Origin of the sequence: Oceanisphaera avium (genome assembly GCF_002157875.1) — a bacterium.
GTDB lineage: Bacteria > Pseudomonadota > Gammaproteobacteria > Enterobacterales > Aeromonadaceae > Oceanimonas > Oceanimonas avium.
The window spans coordinates 427,033-441,945 of the sequence record NZ_CP021376.1; the positions used below are offsets into that span (position 1 = coordinate 427,033).

9 protein-coding genes, 1 tRNA gene, 2 pseudogenes and 1 riboswitch are annotated in these 14,913 nt (G+C 45.9%); of the genes and pseudogenes, 5 read left to right on the forward strand and 7 right to left on the reverse strand.

Translation table 11 applies throughout. The annotated features are described in order from the left end of the window. The first annotated feature begins 90 nt into the window (after positions 1-90). Positions 91-957 (forward strand): hypothetical protein, encoded by an 867-nt coding sequence (locus tag CBP12_RS02005; protein WP_086962466.1) that lies wholly within the window; start codon positions 91-93, stop codon positions 955-957. A 692-nt stretch (positions 958-1,649) separates the two neighbouring features. Here CBP12_RS02005 and CBP12_RS02010 read toward each other — a convergent pair. Continuing rightward, complete coding sequence (locus CBP12_RS02010) at positions 1,650-2,204, reverse strand: HPP family protein (RefSeq protein WP_086962468.1); 555 nt, start codon at positions 2,202-2,204, stop codon at positions 1,650-1,652. Between the two features lie 371 nt (positions 2,205-2,575). Between CBP12_RS02010 and CBP12_RS02015 the strand changes: the two genes are divergently transcribed. Next, positions 2,576-2,666, forward strand: a tRNA-Ser gene (locus CBP12_RS02015). A 250-nt stretch (positions 2,667-2,916) separates the two neighbouring features. Here CBP12_RS02015 and CBP12_RS02020 read toward each other — a convergent pair. From CBP12_RS02020 to CBP12_RS02030, 3 genes are all read right to left on the reverse strand, one after another. After that, positions 2,917-4,053: a MalY/PatB family protein gene (locus CBP12_RS02020; protein WP_086962470.1), complete on the reverse strand. Its 1,137-nt coding sequence runs from the start codon at positions 4,051-4,053 to the stop codon at positions 2,917-2,919. Between the two features lie 66 nt (positions 4,054-4,119). Beyond that, entirely contained in the window at positions 4,120-5,004 is an 885-nt protein-coding gene (locus CBP12_RS02025) for a LysR family transcriptional regulator (RefSeq protein WP_086962472.1), read from the reverse strand. Positions 5,005-5,119: 115 nt separating this feature from the next. Continuing rightward, positions 5,120-5,866: a YciK family oxidoreductase gene (locus CBP12_RS02030; RefSeq protein ID WP_086962474.1), complete on the reverse strand. Its 747-nt coding sequence runs from the start codon at positions 5,864-5,866 to the stop codon at positions 5,120-5,122. Positions 5,867-6,081: 215 nt separating this feature from the next. On the opposite strand from CBP12_RS02030, the gene sohB reads away from it, so the two are divergent. Further along, positions 6,082-7,104, forward strand: a complete 1,023-nt coding sequence (sohB, locus tag CBP12_RS02035; RefSeq protein ID WP_086962476.1) for a protease SohB — start codon at positions 6,082-6,084, stop codon at positions 7,102-7,104. A 20-nt stretch (positions 7,105-7,124) separates the two neighbouring features. Here sohB and astB read toward each other — a convergent pair. Next, positions 7,125-8,482: pseudogene (astB, locus tag CBP12_RS02040) on the reverse strand (N-succinylarginine dihydrolase). A 421-nt stretch (positions 8,483-8,903) separates the two neighbouring features. Here astB and topA point away from each other — a divergent pair. Both topA and CBP12_RS13495 read left to right on the forward strand, forming a co-directional pair. After that, positions 8,904-11,533: pseudogene (topA, locus tag CBP12_RS02045) on the forward strand (type I DNA topoisomerase). Positions 11,534-11,639: 106 nt separating this feature from the next. Continuing rightward, positions 11,640-11,816, forward strand: coding sequence for a hypothetical protein (locus CBP12_RS13495; RefSeq protein ID WP_198341836.1), 177 nt, complete (start codon positions 11,640-11,642; stop codon positions 11,814-11,816). Between the two features lie 52 nt (positions 11,817-11,868). Here the strand turns inward: CBP12_RS13495 and lysC are convergent, their stop codons facing one another. Together lysC and argA are read right to left on the reverse strand one after the other, a co-directional pair. Further along, the gene (lysC, locus tag CBP12_RS02050; protein ID WP_086962477.1) at positions 11,869-13,206 is read right to left on the reverse strand and encodes a lysine-sensitive aspartokinase 3; all 1,338 of its coding nucleotides are present in this window, start codon (positions 13,204-13,206) and stop codon (positions 11,869-11,871) included. A gap of 52 nt (positions 13,207-13,258) precedes the next feature. Continuing rightward, positions 13,259-13,432, reverse strand: a riboswitch (Lysine riboswitch). 63 nt (positions 13,433-13,495) lie between these two features. Further along, positions 13,496-14,824: an amino-acid N-acetyltransferase gene (gene argA / locus CBP12_RS02055; protein WP_086962479.1), complete on the reverse strand. Its 1,329-nt coding sequence runs from the start codon at positions 14,822-14,824 to the stop codon at positions 13,496-13,498. Between the last annotated feature and the right edge of the window lie 89 nt (positions 14,825-14,913).

Consider the following 14,913-nt stretch of genomic DNA (forward strand, 5'->3'; position numbering starts at 1 on the left):
AAACAACAAGTTACAACTAAATGCACGCTGCTGACGCCGTTAAATATAAAAATCAGGACGTCACGTTAATTTAAAGAAAGGGAATCACGAATGAAGCAAATTAGTAAGCGCATTTTAACCGTCTCTGCACTGGCCATGGCCGTTGCCGCTCCTCATGTTAGCGCTGCTAACTGGTCTGATACCTTTGTGGGCTATCGTTACGGTTCAAACTTCACCGAACCGTATAACGATAGCAAAATCAAAAAAAATGTACTGGGGCTAACTCACGCTAGCGGTTATGACTACGGTCAAAACTTTTTTAACGTAGATCTACTACAATCTAATAGCCAAGACCCAGCCAATGGCGACGATAAAGGTGAAGGTGACGGTGCATTTGAAGCTTACGTGACTTATCGTCATCAGCTGCATTTAGGTAAAGTTTTCGATGCGGACATGAGCTTTGGCCCAGTTAAAGAAGTAGCATTAACTGCTGGCTTTGATGCCAACACCAAAAATACAGAATTTGCACCCCGCAAACAGATGTTAGTAGTGGGTCCTACCTTGAAGTTTGATGTGCCAAAAGGTTTTGTCGATTTCTCAGTACTTTATGCACACGAGCGGAATCACAGTAATTCAGGAACACCGTTAGTAAGTAAAGATGTAACCTTTAACGATTACACCATCTACAACCTGACTTGGGGTGTGCCATTTGATTTAGGTGCAGTACCGATGAAATTCCAAGGCTTCGGTAACTGGGCAACGCCTAAAGGTCAAGGTACTACCGATGAGCGCTTAGTACGTACCTCACTAATGGTTGATGTGGGCCAGTTGGCATTCAATAAAGACAACACCTTCTGGTTAGGTGTGGGCTACGAATACTGGCGCAATAAGTTTGGTAACGATGTGAAGTCGTTCCCGAATGGTGATAAAGGTCTAGATACCGATGCCTTTACTGTTAACGCAGAATGGCACTTCTAAGCTAGTGTAAGCAAACTGGTAATTTAGAATGACATTAAAAAGAGCGCTTAGGCGCTCTTTTTGTATTTATAGCTCAGCGAAAAAACCGACCTGAAAGCCAGTTACGGTGCATAAGCTAAGCCATGCAATTCATCCCGATTTATCTTTTATAAGTATTCTGCGCTTAATAATTAGCCACTACATGGCGCTTTCATCATCATCTCCCCTCACTCAAGTCATCATTACCTCTCAGATCAGACCCAGCTTGTGAAGTTCGAAACTTCAAGTTCTTACTTAGCAGACACAGGACAAATTGACTATCACGTTAATTAAGTATGAATTTATCTTAGCTATCTAATTCAGCTAGCTCTCTGTTAAGCGCACTGTTGACTTAGGTTTTAGCCTTAATGATCCTTAAAGAGCCGGCTAGAAAAATCCTTGCTCTGGGATTTCAACCTAGTCGAAATCCTGTTGCAAAGACCAGCTGTGATGAAATTAATGTTTGATGAGCTTCATTATTTTCCCAGTTACCTTAATTTGGCATTCTTGGTCGCGGCGAGCGGCGCCAGCTTAGTGATTGCTTATAATGGAGGCTTAGTTAGGGGTAGTTAGGGATAGTTACGCGTGGGTCGCTTGAGGAAAACGCCAGCGGATAAAGAAGGGAGGGATGGGGGTAACCCCATCCTACTCAAGATTAGTGACTTAACAGGCAGTTAAGAGGATTCATTAATACGGCTTTTAACGGCGGCGGTATTGGCTACTTTAGGCGCCTTTGCTTTATTAACTTTGGCCACTTTGGGACCAAAGGGGTAGCGTCTGTGAGTAAAAATATAGTGATACATACTGGCAAAGCCGACCATAAATAAGGTGCCAAACAGCGTGGGCAAGATAAAGTCCATTGGCACTAGCTCAGGATCAGCAAGATAAATCAAAATGGGGTTGGCGCCCGCTGGTGGGTGCAAGGTATCGGTCAAAACCATGAGCGTAAAGCTTAAACCAAAGCAGATAGCCAAACCTAACATGGGGTCGGGAATAAACTTTAAGCCGATAATGGATAAGATAGTAGTGAGCAGGTGACCTAAAATAACATGCTTAGGGCGAGAGAGAGGTGCTGAGGGCAATAATAGTAATAATACTAGTGTGGCGCCTAAAGGGGCGCTGAGCACCATAAAGTGCGTCCAGTTCTTAAGATAGCTCAGCACTATAACGGCTGTGAACGCGGCTAAGCCGGCAAGAGTCGCATCGCGCAGTCGATGTTTAAAGTGCATATAACCTCATTAGAAAGTACAGATAGGGTACAAGTTGAAATAAAATTGTATGCAATGTCCGCTTAAATTAAAAGTAATGACTAGAATTCTAATGCTATAAGTTAGTGCTTCTAGCAATAAAGCTTAAAGTTGTCGTCAACTGCTTAAATTTTACACTTTAATAAAATGCTAACGGTTAACTTTGTGTGGTAGCAATGACTTATCGGTACGGTGCTTTGGCTTTATAACAATTTAATTCTTCTATAAAGCTCATAGATAGCATTTTTTGCAGCGCGCATTTGCTAAATCAGCACCTGAGTGGTGAATTTATCGGCAAACGCACCGTTAGCTATTTACAGCAGTCTTAACTGCCAGTACTATGCATCTCGTTCGGAGGGGTGGCAGAGTGGTTGAATGCACCGGTCTTGAAAACCGGCATGGGTTTATAGCCCATCCAGGGTTCAAATCCCTGCTCCTCCGCCAAATAAACGAAACTGGCCTTACTGCAAAGTAAGGCCTTTTTCGTGTCATTAATTCGCCATACTTGATGGCCAAGAAGACAGCGTGAGTAAGCGTTGTTTAGGTACTGATTTACGGCTTAACGCTTGCGATTTGCGCAAGATTTTTAGTTTTAAATGTTGGTGTTATTGTTCATTAACTACCATAGTGCCGCTTACCTCGGATCTATGACCTAGCTTAAGCGGCGTTGTCGGTTTATGAGTAGTGTGGTGGACTAGCGGTTGTTAATAGCGCTAATCATGCGATCCAGCGCTTCTTCTAACATGGCTTTAGGGCAACCAAAGTTAAGACGAATAAAGTCACTTCCACCAAACTGGCCTCCCGGCGATACGCCCACCCCAGCTTGCTCAAAAAAGCCGATGGGATCTTCAAGCTCTAGCGCACTAATATCAATCCAAGCTAAATACGTTGCTTCTGGCGAGAGTACTTTTACGTCTGGCACTTTATTTAAGCGCGTGACCAGTAAGTCGCGATTATGGCGCAAATAGTCTAACTGAGCCGCTAGCCAGTCATCCCCCTCGCGATAAGCCGCCTCAGCAGCGACAAAGCCTAATAAGTTAACATCTGCCATAATACCACGAGCGGCGCGGCTAAATTGCTGGCGTAACTTAGCGTTGGGGATAATGGCAAATGAACAGCATAAACCGGCAATATTAAAGGTTTTACTCGGTGCCATTAAGATAATACTGCGCTCGGCGGCATCTTTGCTTATTGCGGCATAAGGAATGTGCGGTTTGCCTGCATCAAGTAATAAATCACAATGAATTTCATCGGAGCACACCACCACATTATGACGCTCGGCTATCTCATTAATGGCTAATAGCTCTGCTTGGGTGTAAATGGTGCCACCTGGATTGTGTGGGTTACATAATAAGAATAAGTCACTGTGTTTGGCTTGTGCTTCTAATTGCTCTAAGTCCAGCAGCCAGCGGCCATCCACTTCCACCATATCCACGTAGGCGGCTTTGCGGCCATGAAAGCCTGGGGCGTGTAAAAACGGATAATAAATGGGTTTAGCGGTAATAATATTGCCATTAGGCTCAGAGAAGGTATCACAAGCTAAATTAAGGGCCGGGACTACGCCTGGCATATAGACTATCCAGTCGGCTTCAATCTGCCATTGATAGCGCTCAGCCATGCGTTTAATAATAAGCGCAGTGAGCTCAGGACTGGGGCGGCTATAACCAAATATGCCATGCTCAACGCGATCCTTTAGGGCGGCAATCACGCTAGGTGGGGCTTTAAATTCGGTGTCGGCTACCCACATTGGCAAAATATCGGTGCCTTCGTATTTTAACCATTTTAGGGCGCGAGTAGGGCGACGGTCTATGGACTCATCAAAGTCAAACATATGGGGTCCTTATCAATAAGAAGGAAACTAGCATAAGCAAGCACTAAGAAGCTGGCAAGCGGGCGCTTAAATAGCACAGGCGCCATAGTGTTTACGGATTAAAGATAATAATAAGTTAGCGGCCGGCCCCACGGGGCGTGAATGAGGCGTGACTAGATAAGAAAAACGCTGGCGCCTCGCTTGAGTCGAAAGGGGTAAGCGCACTAAAATATTGGCTTCTAATAAAGTCATTACCGCTTCTTCTGGTAGCCAAGAAAAGCCTACGCCACGGCGCAATAGCGATAATGTATCGTGCAAATGATTAATATACCAACGCTGATCGGCGCGTTTCCAGCCTTTCTCTGCTTCTTTATTTTCCGACAAAATTAGCTCAAGTTGATTTTCTAAATCCAGTGCACTCACCTCGTTTAATTGTGCTAACGGGTGGGCGGGCGCGCAAACTGGCACATAGACGGTGGTGCGCAGCGCTAAACTATGGGTGTCTGGCGTGACTAAGCTTGTGATAATAAAATCTGCAGCTTCTTGTTTAATCACCGCCTGACAGCCTGCAGGTTGAGCTTCTAAAAGGTGTACCCGACAACCCCGAGAGGCACTCGCAAACTCACTTAAGGCATTATATAAGGGCTGGCGGGGCAAGGAGGCTTCTACCACAACGCGCAGCACCGCCTCCCAACCAGAGGCTAAGACATCTGCTAAAGATTCTAATTCTTTAAAATTATGAGTGATTTTACGAGAGCGATGTAAAAATACTCGGCCTTCATCCGTTAAATAGGCTTTTCGCCCCTGTACCTCTAACAGCGCTACTCCCAAGCTTTGCTGTAACTTAGCGACAGCGTGATTAAGCGATGATTGGCTTTTATTGAGTTTGTCTGCGGCCTGGGCATAGCCACCTTCATCCACCACCGCTTGAAATATTCGCCATTGTTCAATCGTACTTTTGGGTCGATACATATCGAACTATTCCTTGTTGCGATTAAGCTAATAGAGCAGTAAAGGGAGTCAGATAAAGTCATTTATACAGTACTTGCTGGGTATTTAGCCTTGACTGCCAGCAAGTACTAACGCGCTATTTTATGGCCTGCGCATCTATTGATTGTCCGTTGACTTTAAGGCTGTCGTGACCCATTAAATATAAGTAAAGCGGCATAATCTCTGCGGGTGTGCGCAAGGTATTGGCGTCTTCGCCAGGATAAGCACGCGCGCGCATATCGGTACGCGTAGCGCCAGGATTAATGCAATTAACACGAGTTGAGGTGTTGCTAAGCTCATCGGCGAGCACTTGCATCATGCCCTCAGTCGCAAACTTAGAAATAGCATAGCTACCCCAATATGCGCGGCCTTGCTTGCCCACCCCTGAGCTGGTGAAGATAATAGAAGAGTCTGCGGTGGCTTTTAATAATGGCAATAGCGCCTGAGTTAATAAAAACTGTGATTTAAGGTTAACTTGCATCACCTCATCCCATTCCTCTTCGCCAATCATCTCAAAAGGGCCCAGTACACTAAAATGACTGGCATTAAATAGCACGCCATCTAAGCGACCAAACTGCTGCTTAAGGGTGGCTGCCAGATCTTGATAATGGGTTTTGGTGGCGCCGTTTAAGTCCAGAGGAATAATCGCCGGCTCTGGACTGCCTTGGGCTTGCAATTCATCATAAACGGCTTCTAGTTTTTTTACGGTTTTGCCAAGTAACACTACAGTCGCGCCATGGGCGCCATAATGCAAGGCGGCCTCACGGCCAATGCCATCGCCGGCACCTGTGATTAAAATTACTTTTTCGGCTAATAAATTAGGGGCTGCATGATAATCGAGCATTAGGACTGAGTTCTCTGTAAGTTTTTGATAATAAGCAGATCAAACCAGACTCTTAGGTGGTATGCCAGTACTAAACACTAAAAATGCTCGCTCAGCCGTTGCCACCAAAGTGAAAGTGGGCTGAAAAGAGTCATAAAGTAAAATGACGGTTGGTGTTCTTGGCTAACACTTTTACAATGGCTCCTTAAGCGCTATGTCTGTCTCAAGGAAACGTCATGCTAGATTTTTTTTACTTCTATGGTCTTTTTGCTGCCAAAACCCTGACCTGGGTGTTAGCGGTAGCTTTTATTATTGCGTTAATTACTAATGCTGCCAGTCGACAAAAACGCACCGCTAACCGCTTACAAGTTACAGATATGAGCGCTAAGCTTCGCCAACAACAGCAAAGTTTACAGTTAGACTGTGCGATTAATGATGCACAACGTAAACAGTTAAAACAGCAATATAAACAACTCGCTAAAGCCGAAAAAAAAGCAGGGCACGATAAAGCACGTCTTTATGTCCTTAATTTTAATGGCAGTATGGATGCCCATGAAGTTAGCGGCTTGAGCCGTGAAATTACCGGCATTCTACAACTGGCTCAACCAGGGGATGAAGTGTTAGTACGCCTTGAGTCAGGAGGCGGAGTGGTTCATGGTTATGGCTTAGGTGCAGCGGAGTTGGCTCGCTTAAAAGCCCATGGCTTAACGCTGACTGTGGCCGTGGATAAAGTCGCAGCCAGCGGAGGCTATATGATGGCCTGTGTGGCACAGCGCATTATCGCTGCTCCTTTTGCTATTGTGGGCTCCATTGGCGTGGTGGCACAAATGCCTAATTTTAATAAATTCCTTAAAAATAAAGACATCGATGTTGAGCTGCACACAGCCGGTGCGTACAAGCGCACGCTCACTTTATTTGGTGAAAATGACGATGTGGGACGGGCTAAGTTTCAGCAAGAATTAGAAGTTATTCACCAGCGTTTTAAAGACTTTATTGCAGAAAATCGCCCTAATCTAAGCCTAGAGAAAGTGACTACCGGTGAGCATTGGTTAGGTACCGATGCGCTGGCGCTTGGCTTAGTCGATGAACTATCGACGAGCAGTGATTATTTATTAAGCCAAAATGCTCATAAACAAGTGATCAGTGTGCATTACCAACCTAAGAAAAATTTAAAAGATAAGTTGAGCCAAGCCGTGGAGTTAGGGATCAGCCGCGCGGTATTAAAGCTTATCGCCAATGCATCGCGCCCCTTTATGTAACACCGAGGTGGCTTAGCTAATTATTGCTGAAATGGATACACACTGCCTAGCGCCAATAATTGGCTAAGTTCACATAACGCGCGGCGCGACTCCATTAATAAGGCAGGGTCTCGTAAGTCGTTGACACTGAGCTGGTCTCGATAATGCGTATTCACCCATTGGCTGAGCTTAAGATATAGCGCTTCATCTAATAAACACGCTTGGTTGGTCGCGGCCAGCTCGGCGGGAGTTAACACCACGCGCAGGCGCAAACAGGCGGGACCGCCGCCATTGCGCATGCTTTGATTAACATCCAAATATCGTATCCCTTTAAGGGGGTGTTTGCGCTGAGCAGCTCGGTTAAATAGGCTTGAATACTGGGTGTGTGTGCACATTCTTTAGGTGCAATTAACAGCATATCTCTACAGGCAAGCGTGACAATTTGGCTGTTAAATAAATAGCTGCTAATCGCGTCTTGCAAGGGTACTTGCGCCTCGCTCACTTCAATAAAATGCAGTTTTGTGTTGGCTAACTTTTGCTGAATATCTGCTTGAAGGCGTTGGGGTTGTGCAAATGCCGCTTGGTGGTAGAAAAATAAATTTTCATTACCCACGGCAATGACATCATTATGAAAGACTCCGCGATCAATGACCTGCGGATTTTGAGCAACGAATAAGGTATTGGCATCGGTTAAGCCATGCAGCCTAGCTATGGCTTGTGAGGCTTCTTTGGTTTGTCGTGCAGGATAGCGTTGCGGCTGAACCGCTGAGTTATTAAAAGCGTGGCGACCATAAACAAATAACGCTAAGCCAGGCTGCTGGTGGGCACCACATAAGCGCGTGTGATTAGCCGCGCCTTCATCGCCAAAAGCATCGTGGTTAGGTAGCGCTAGGTGATGACAAAAATGCGCTTCGTCACTAAACACGCGACCTAATATTTTTCCGGTAAGAGGATGCTCAATAGAGCGGTGAAATTTGTTATTTAAATTAGCCGGTGTAAAGTGCACTCGTTTATCAGGGGTATCAAGACTGGATGAGACGGTGGCCGCATTAGCAGCCCACATGCTAGAAGCAGAGCTGCAGGCAGCTAATAAGTTAGGATCATAACGATAGACCTTTTCTAGCACCTGTGCATCAGTGCCGCTAAAGCCAAGCTTGCGCAAAGTGGTAATAGCGGGCCTATCTTGAGGGGCAAGAACGCCTTGATAAAGTCCTAAATCGTGTAGGCTTTTCATTTTTTGTAAGCCTTGTAAAGCGGCCTGTTTTGGATTTGAGTGGCTTTGTGCGCTACCTTGAGAAGCAAGATTGCCATAAGCAAGGCCAGCATAATGGTGAGTCGGGCCTACTAAGCCATCGAAATTGACTTCTACCGCTGATGTTAGAGGTGCGTTGCTGGTCATTTATGCCTCCATAGTAAGGTGTTCGCAAGCCACTCAGTAGGCCGCTCAAAGAGTATAGGCGTTGAGAATGAGCTAATGAGGCCTAAATTGAGGACAGTTAAGGCGATAAAATCAGCGCAAAACGGTCACTTTTGCAGTTTACGCTATTAGAGGTGGCTTTCTGTAGTTGATGTAACTTAACATTAACAACCAACACTATATGTGACTGCTTAGGCAAAGTGGTGCATAAAAAGCGCCCGAACAAAACGCCAAACTAAAAAACCGATTGCTTCCCGTTGGTTTCAAGGTGTTAATAAGTAGATAAAAATTCAATTCATTTTCTGCAGGCAAGTTTGCATTTCACGGCATTTTTACTTATACAGCCGTATACCTTGCCGCCGAGCCCCGTTAGGGACAGACCTGAAGGATAGAAACGCGCTCTATGAGTAAATCGCTGGTAATAGTCGAATCGCCTGCCAAGGCAAAAACCATTAATAAATATCTGGGCAAAGAATTTATCGTTAAGTCCAGCGTCGGTCATGTGCGTGATTTGCCCACTTCAGGCTCGGCGGGCGCTAAAAAAGCTCCGGCTAAAAAAACAGACACTAAATCACTCTCTGCTGAGCAAAAAGCCAAACTTAAGGCGCAAAAGGATCAGAAAGCGCTGATTGCTCGAATGGGCATTGATCCCACTAACGGTTGGCAAGCGAATTACCAGATTTTGCCCGGTAAAGAAAAAGTGGTGAATGAATTGCAAGCGCTGGCCGAAAAAGCCGATACCATTTATCTGGCAACGGATTTGGACCGCGAAGGGGAAGCTATTGCATGGCATTTAAAAGAGCTAATTGGGGGTGATGATGCTCGCTTTAAGCGGGTGGTATTTAATGAAATCACCAAAAGTGCCATTCAAGAGGCGTTTAGTCAGCCCTCAGAGCTTAATCAGTATCGAGTTAATGCCCAACAAGCCCGGCGTTTTTTAGACCGGGTGGTAGGATATATGGTCTCGCCTTTATTATGGAAAAAAGTGGCCAGAGGCTTATCCGCAGGGCGAGTGCAATCGGTAGCGGTGCGCTTGTTGGTAGAAAAAGAGCGTGAAATTAAAGCCTTTGTGCCCGAAGAGTATTGGGATATTCAAGCACAACTGGCTAATCAAGATAAGTTAGCCTTATCCATGGCGGTGGCTAAATATAAAGGCAAAGAGTTTAAGCCTGATAATAAAAAAGACACCATGGACGCCGTGGCAACGCTGCAAGCCAGTCGCTTTGAAGTGGTCTCTCGGGAAGATAAGCCTACCCAAAGTAAGCCAAGTGCACCCTTTATTACTTCTACTTTACAACAAGCTGCCAGTACTCGTTTAAGCTTTGGTGTGAAACGGACCATGATGTTAGCGCAGCGCTTATATGAAGCGGGCTACATTACTTATATGCGTACCGACTCCACTAACTTAAGCCAAGAAGCGGTAGTGAGTGTGCGTGAGCTTATTGAGCAGCAATATGGCAGTGATTATTTGCCTAAAGAGCCGCTGGTTTATAGCGCCAAAGCCAATGCTCAAGAAGCGCACGAAGCCATTCGCCCATCAGATGTAAGCCTAATGGCAGAAAGCTTAGATAGCATGGAAGCCGATGCTAAGCGCTTATACGACTTAATTTGGCGCCAATTTGTTGCTTGTCAAATGACACCTGCGTTATATGACAGTACCACCCTCACGGTACGAGCCGATGACTACGACTTAAAAGCACGGGGGCGGATCTTGCGCTTTGCCGGTTGGACTAAGGTACAAGAAGCAGCCAAAGGGCGTAAAGGCGAAGATACGGTGTTGCCAGCAGTACAAGCAGGGGAAATCCTTGAGCTGATCGAATTAGATCCCAAGCAACATTTTACTAAGCCGCCAGCACGCTTTAGTGAAGCCGCGTTGGTAAGAGAGCTTGAAAAACGCGGCATTGGTCGTCCTTCTACCTATGCATCTATTATTTCTACTATTCAAGACCGTGGCTATGTGAAAGTCGAAAGTCGTCGTTTCTACGCCGAGAAAATGGGCGAAATTGTCGCTGATCGGCTGCAAGAAAGCTTCGCTGAGCTCATGAATTACGACTTCACCGCGCAGATGGAAAGTAAACTCGATGAAATTGCCGAAGGGGAGCTAAATTGGACGCAAGTGCTGGATGCATTTTTTGCCGAGTTTAGCGAGGATCTCGCCAATGCCGAGCGTCCTGCAGAAGAGGGGGGATGCGCGCTAATGAAATGGTGTTAACTGATATTCCTTGTCCTACCTGTGAGCGCCCTATGGGGATCCGCACCGCCAGTACCGGCGTTTTCTTAGGGTGTTCGGGATATGCATTACCGCCAAAAGAGCGCTGTAAACAAACCATAAACCTAGTGCCGGGTGATGAGTTTGTATTGGCTAATAATGAAGAGGCAGAAACCGACGCGCTACGTGCTAAGCATCGCTGTGAAAAATGCGGTACTGCGATGGATGCTTATATTATTGATGAGACGCGCAAGCTCCATGTGTGTGGCCAAAATCCCGATTGCGATGGCTATGAGCTAGAAAAAGGCGAGTTTAAGCTTAAAGGCTATGATGGTCCTGTAATTGAATGTGATCGTTGTAGCGCTGAGATGCAATTGAAAAATGGTCGCTTTGGTAAGTACATGGCCTGTACTAATGAAGACTGTAAAAATACCCGAAAGATCCTTAAAAATGGGGAAGTGGCTCCGCCAAAAGAAGATCCTGTGCATTTGCCAGAGTTGCCTTGTACTCAGTCTGATGCCTATTTTGTACTGCGTGATGGCGCGGCGGGTATCTTTATGGCGGCCAGTAATTTTCCTAAATCACGCGAGACCCGAGCGCCGTTAGTAGAAGAGCTGGTGCGTTTTAAAGACCGTTTATCACCTAAGTTTCTCTACCTTACCGAAGCACCGATTACCGATCCTAATGGCAACAAAGCAGTAGTACGCTATAGTCGCAAAAATAAAGAACAGTATGTAATGACTGAAATAGAGAAAAAAGCCACTGGGTGGACTGCTCATTATATCGATGGCAAATGGGTACAAAATCAAAAAGGTAAAAAGTAGCTGTTAAAGGCCAAGCTAGTTTGGCCTTTAGCTAAAAAGCTGTACCACTTTTAACTGCATAAACAGCGGCGCCTAGTAGGCTGCAAAGTTTAGATGAGGAGTGAATATGGATATTCAGCAGTTAAGACCGGGAATGATTTGCTATACCGCTGAAGGAGCAGGGTATGTGCTAGAAGTGGATACAGTGAGTCAGCTGGTATTATTACAGCGAGAAGATGAGACCATTCCGTTTCAAGTCCATCTTAGTGAGTTGCTTGAAGAAAGGCCGACCCTAGAAGACTAACAAAGTGTCACAGTAAAAAAAGGCAGTTATCAGTGATAACTGCCTTTTTTATTTATGCGGGGAGTAGGCGTTGATGCAAGGTGTCAACGACGCGCTCGGCATCGGCTTCTGGTACTAAGAAGCATAAATTATGAGCGCTGGCGCCATAGCAAATCATGCGCACGTTGACATCTGATAAAGCACTAAACACCTGAGTGCCGGTGCCACTGATCTCACTCATTCGATTACCAATTAAGGCAATTAAGGCCAAATCTTGCTCTACCTGTAAATGGCAATGTTTAGCTAACTCGTCACGCACTTCCTCTGTTAATACCTCTGCGCCTGAGTCTAAAGTAAGCGAGACACTAATTACTGAGGTGGTAATTAAGTCTACGGAAATTTTATGTTTAGCTAAAATGCCAAACACTTCTGCTAAAAAGCCATGCACTTGAAACATACTTTGATTAGTCAGTGTCAATAGCACCTGATTACGGCGCAGCGCAATGGCTCTAAAGAGCGGCTGGCTATCAGTTTCATTTCGGATCCAAGTGCCGCCCGCTTGTGGCTCGCGGCTAGAGCCCACAAACACGGGAATTTGCTGGCGCACAGCAGGTTGCAGTGTTGCGGGATGTAAGACTTTAGCGCCAAAGGTGGCCATTTCTGAGGCTTCACTAAAGCTAATTTCTGGTAGCGGTCGCGCCGTGCTCACTAAGCGAGGGTCTGTGGTGTAAATGCCTGGCACATCGGTCCAAATTTGCACGGCTTGCGCTTTAAGTGCTTCAGCTAATAATGCGGCGGAAAAGTCACTGCCGCCTCTGCCTAAGGTGGTAGTACGCCCATCTTGTGCTGATCCAATAAAGCCTTGAGTGATGACTAATTGATTAGCGCAAAGGGGGGCAAGCTCTTTTTCAACTTCAGCTGTTAAGTGGGTTAAGTCGGGGGTCGCACGGCTAAATCGATCATCAGTGCGCATTACTTTTCGTACATCAAACCATACCGCTGGGGTATCGCGACTGCGCAGCAGCTCTACAAATAAGCGGGTGGACATTAACTCGCCTTGAGAAACGATTTCGTCATGCAGTGCTTTAGTAGGGCTAATGGCAGCACTGTCTGAAAGCTCTTTAATGTGAATTAAGATATCTTCAATATGGCGAGTCAGCATTTCTGGCTTACCGAGACTGTCGAGAATGCCTTGCTGAATTTGGGTTAATTGGGTAAGTAAGGTGGCACGGGCTTCAGGCAGTTGCTCACCTGATGCCAGTGCTACTAAGATATTGGTGACGCCTGAGCTTGCGCTTAATACCGCAACGCGTGTGTCTGGGTTTTGCTCAAGAATGAGGGCACAACGACTCATGGCCTCGGCGTCAACGACGCTAGTGCCACCAAATTTAGCAACGGTTAAAAGGCTCAACTGCAGCTCCTTGTTAGATACAAATAATGGGAAACGGCTGCAGGACCCTAAGTCACTTAGAAGCACGCCAGCCCTATGTAGGCGACAGCCTGAAGGATTCAGCCTTCAAAGCCGAGGCATTTACGCTACCCGTAAACTCCTCTCGGCGTTATCTCCCCTCGCCGAGTGTCTTAGGAGTGGTAGCTCCTCGTCTCGGTTACCTGAATAACGCACCTCTTCTGCCCGCGATAACGGGACGCCATCAACTTACTAGATGGTGTTTTAATGTCAATTTATTAATGTACTGCACTTACAGTAAATCTTTCATCATGATTTTAGAACGGCGCTGATAATTGTACAGCGCTTGTTTACCCATCGGTAGTGCACTTACATCCACCGGCTCAAAACCACGCTCTCTAAACCAATGAATAGAGCGAGTAGTTAAAATAAACAGGCGGCTCATACCACGTTTTTTAGCTTGTTCTTCCACTTTATACAACAGCATATCACCGCGACTGCCACGACGATAATCGGGATGAATGGCTACACAAGCCATTTCCGCCATGGCTTCTTCTGGAAAAGGATATAAAGCCGCGCAGCCAATAATGGCACCGTCTTTTTCAATAATAGTAAATTGATCCACTTCCATTTCTAATTGCTCTCGAGAGCGGCGCACTAAAATGCCTTCTTCTTCTAAGGGGCGGATCAAGTCTAGGATGCCACCAATATCATCAATGCGCGCTTGGCGCGCTTGCTCCGCACTTTGGCTAACTAATTGCGTGCCTAGACCATCACGGGTAAACAATTCTTGGATCAAGGCCCCGTCTTCTTTATAGCTCACTAAATGGCTGCGCGGCACGCCGCCTTTACAGCTAGCAATGGCGGCGCGTAGGTAGCGCGCCGTGCCAGAGAGTGTTTCTCCCTCGGCCATTAAGCGCTGTAAATGTTCTTCGGCTTGTTCAGGGAATAGCTCAGGAATAGCTTGCTCATTTTCATCAAGCACGCCGCGCTGTGAACAAAAGCCTATTAATTTAGTGGCTTTAAGCTCAGTCGCTAAACGACGCGCCAATTCCTCTGAGGATAAATTAAAGCTCTCGCCTGTTACTGAAAAGCCAATAGGCGAGATTAACACAGTAGCGCCATTAGCTAATTGATGATTAATGGTGTCGGTATGAATGCGGCGTACGCGGCCTGAGTGTTGATAATCTACGCCATCATCAATGCCTAGGGGTTGGGCGGTAACAAAGTTACCAGTAACCACATTAATACGAGCATTTTGCATAGGCGTATTAATTAGCCCCATGGATAAGCGCGCCATAATATCCATCTGTAAGCCGCCACATACATCTTTAATAATTCGAAAGCTGTGTTCGTCGGTCACTCGGGTATGTTTATGAAACACATTCTCGAGCTTAGCTTCTGCTAAACCACGATCAATTTGAGGGCGCGCTCCAAACACGATCACTAACCGGATGCCAAGACTGGTTAACAAAGCGATATCGCTAATGATATTAGGAAAGTTTTCTTGGTCTATGGCTTCGCCGCCCAGCATCACCACAAAGGTAGAGCCCCTATGTAAATTGACATAAGGGCTGGATTGGCGAAATGCTTTTACTAATGCAGGGTCGGTATCGCGCACAGAAGATCCTTGGCTTAACAACAGAGTGAGTGAGCATATTCGTGAAAAATCATGCAAAAAACAAGGGTAAATAGTTAGTTTTAACTCTT

Coding starts and splice junctions, on each gene's coding strand:
- CBP12_RS02005 (WP_086962466.1), top strand. CDS start 91: ATGAAGCAAATTAGTAAGCGCATTTTAACCGTCTCTGCACTGGCCATG.
- CBP12_RS02010 (WP_086962468.1), bottom strand. CDS start 2,204: ATGCACTTTAAACATCGACTGCGCGATGCGACTCTTGCCGGCTTAGCC.
- CBP12_RS02020 (WP_086962470.1), bottom strand. CDS start 4,053: ATGTTTGACTTTGATGAGTCCATAGACCGTCGCCCTACTCGCGCCCTA.
- CBP12_RS02025 (WP_086962472.1), bottom strand. CDS start 5,004: ATGTATCGACCCAAAAGTACGATTGAACAATGGCGAATATTTCAAGCG.
- CBP12_RS02030 (WP_086962474.1), bottom strand. CDS start 5,866: ATGCTCGATTATCATGCAGCCCCTAATTTATTAGCCGAAAAAGTAATT.
- sohB (WP_086962476.1), top strand. CDS start 6,082: ATGCTAGATTTTTTTTACTTCTATGGTCTTTTTGCTGCCAAAACCCTG.
- CBP12_RS13495 (WP_198341836.1), top strand. CDS start 11,640: ATGGATATTCAGCAGTTAAGACCGGGAATGATTTGCTATACCGCTGAA.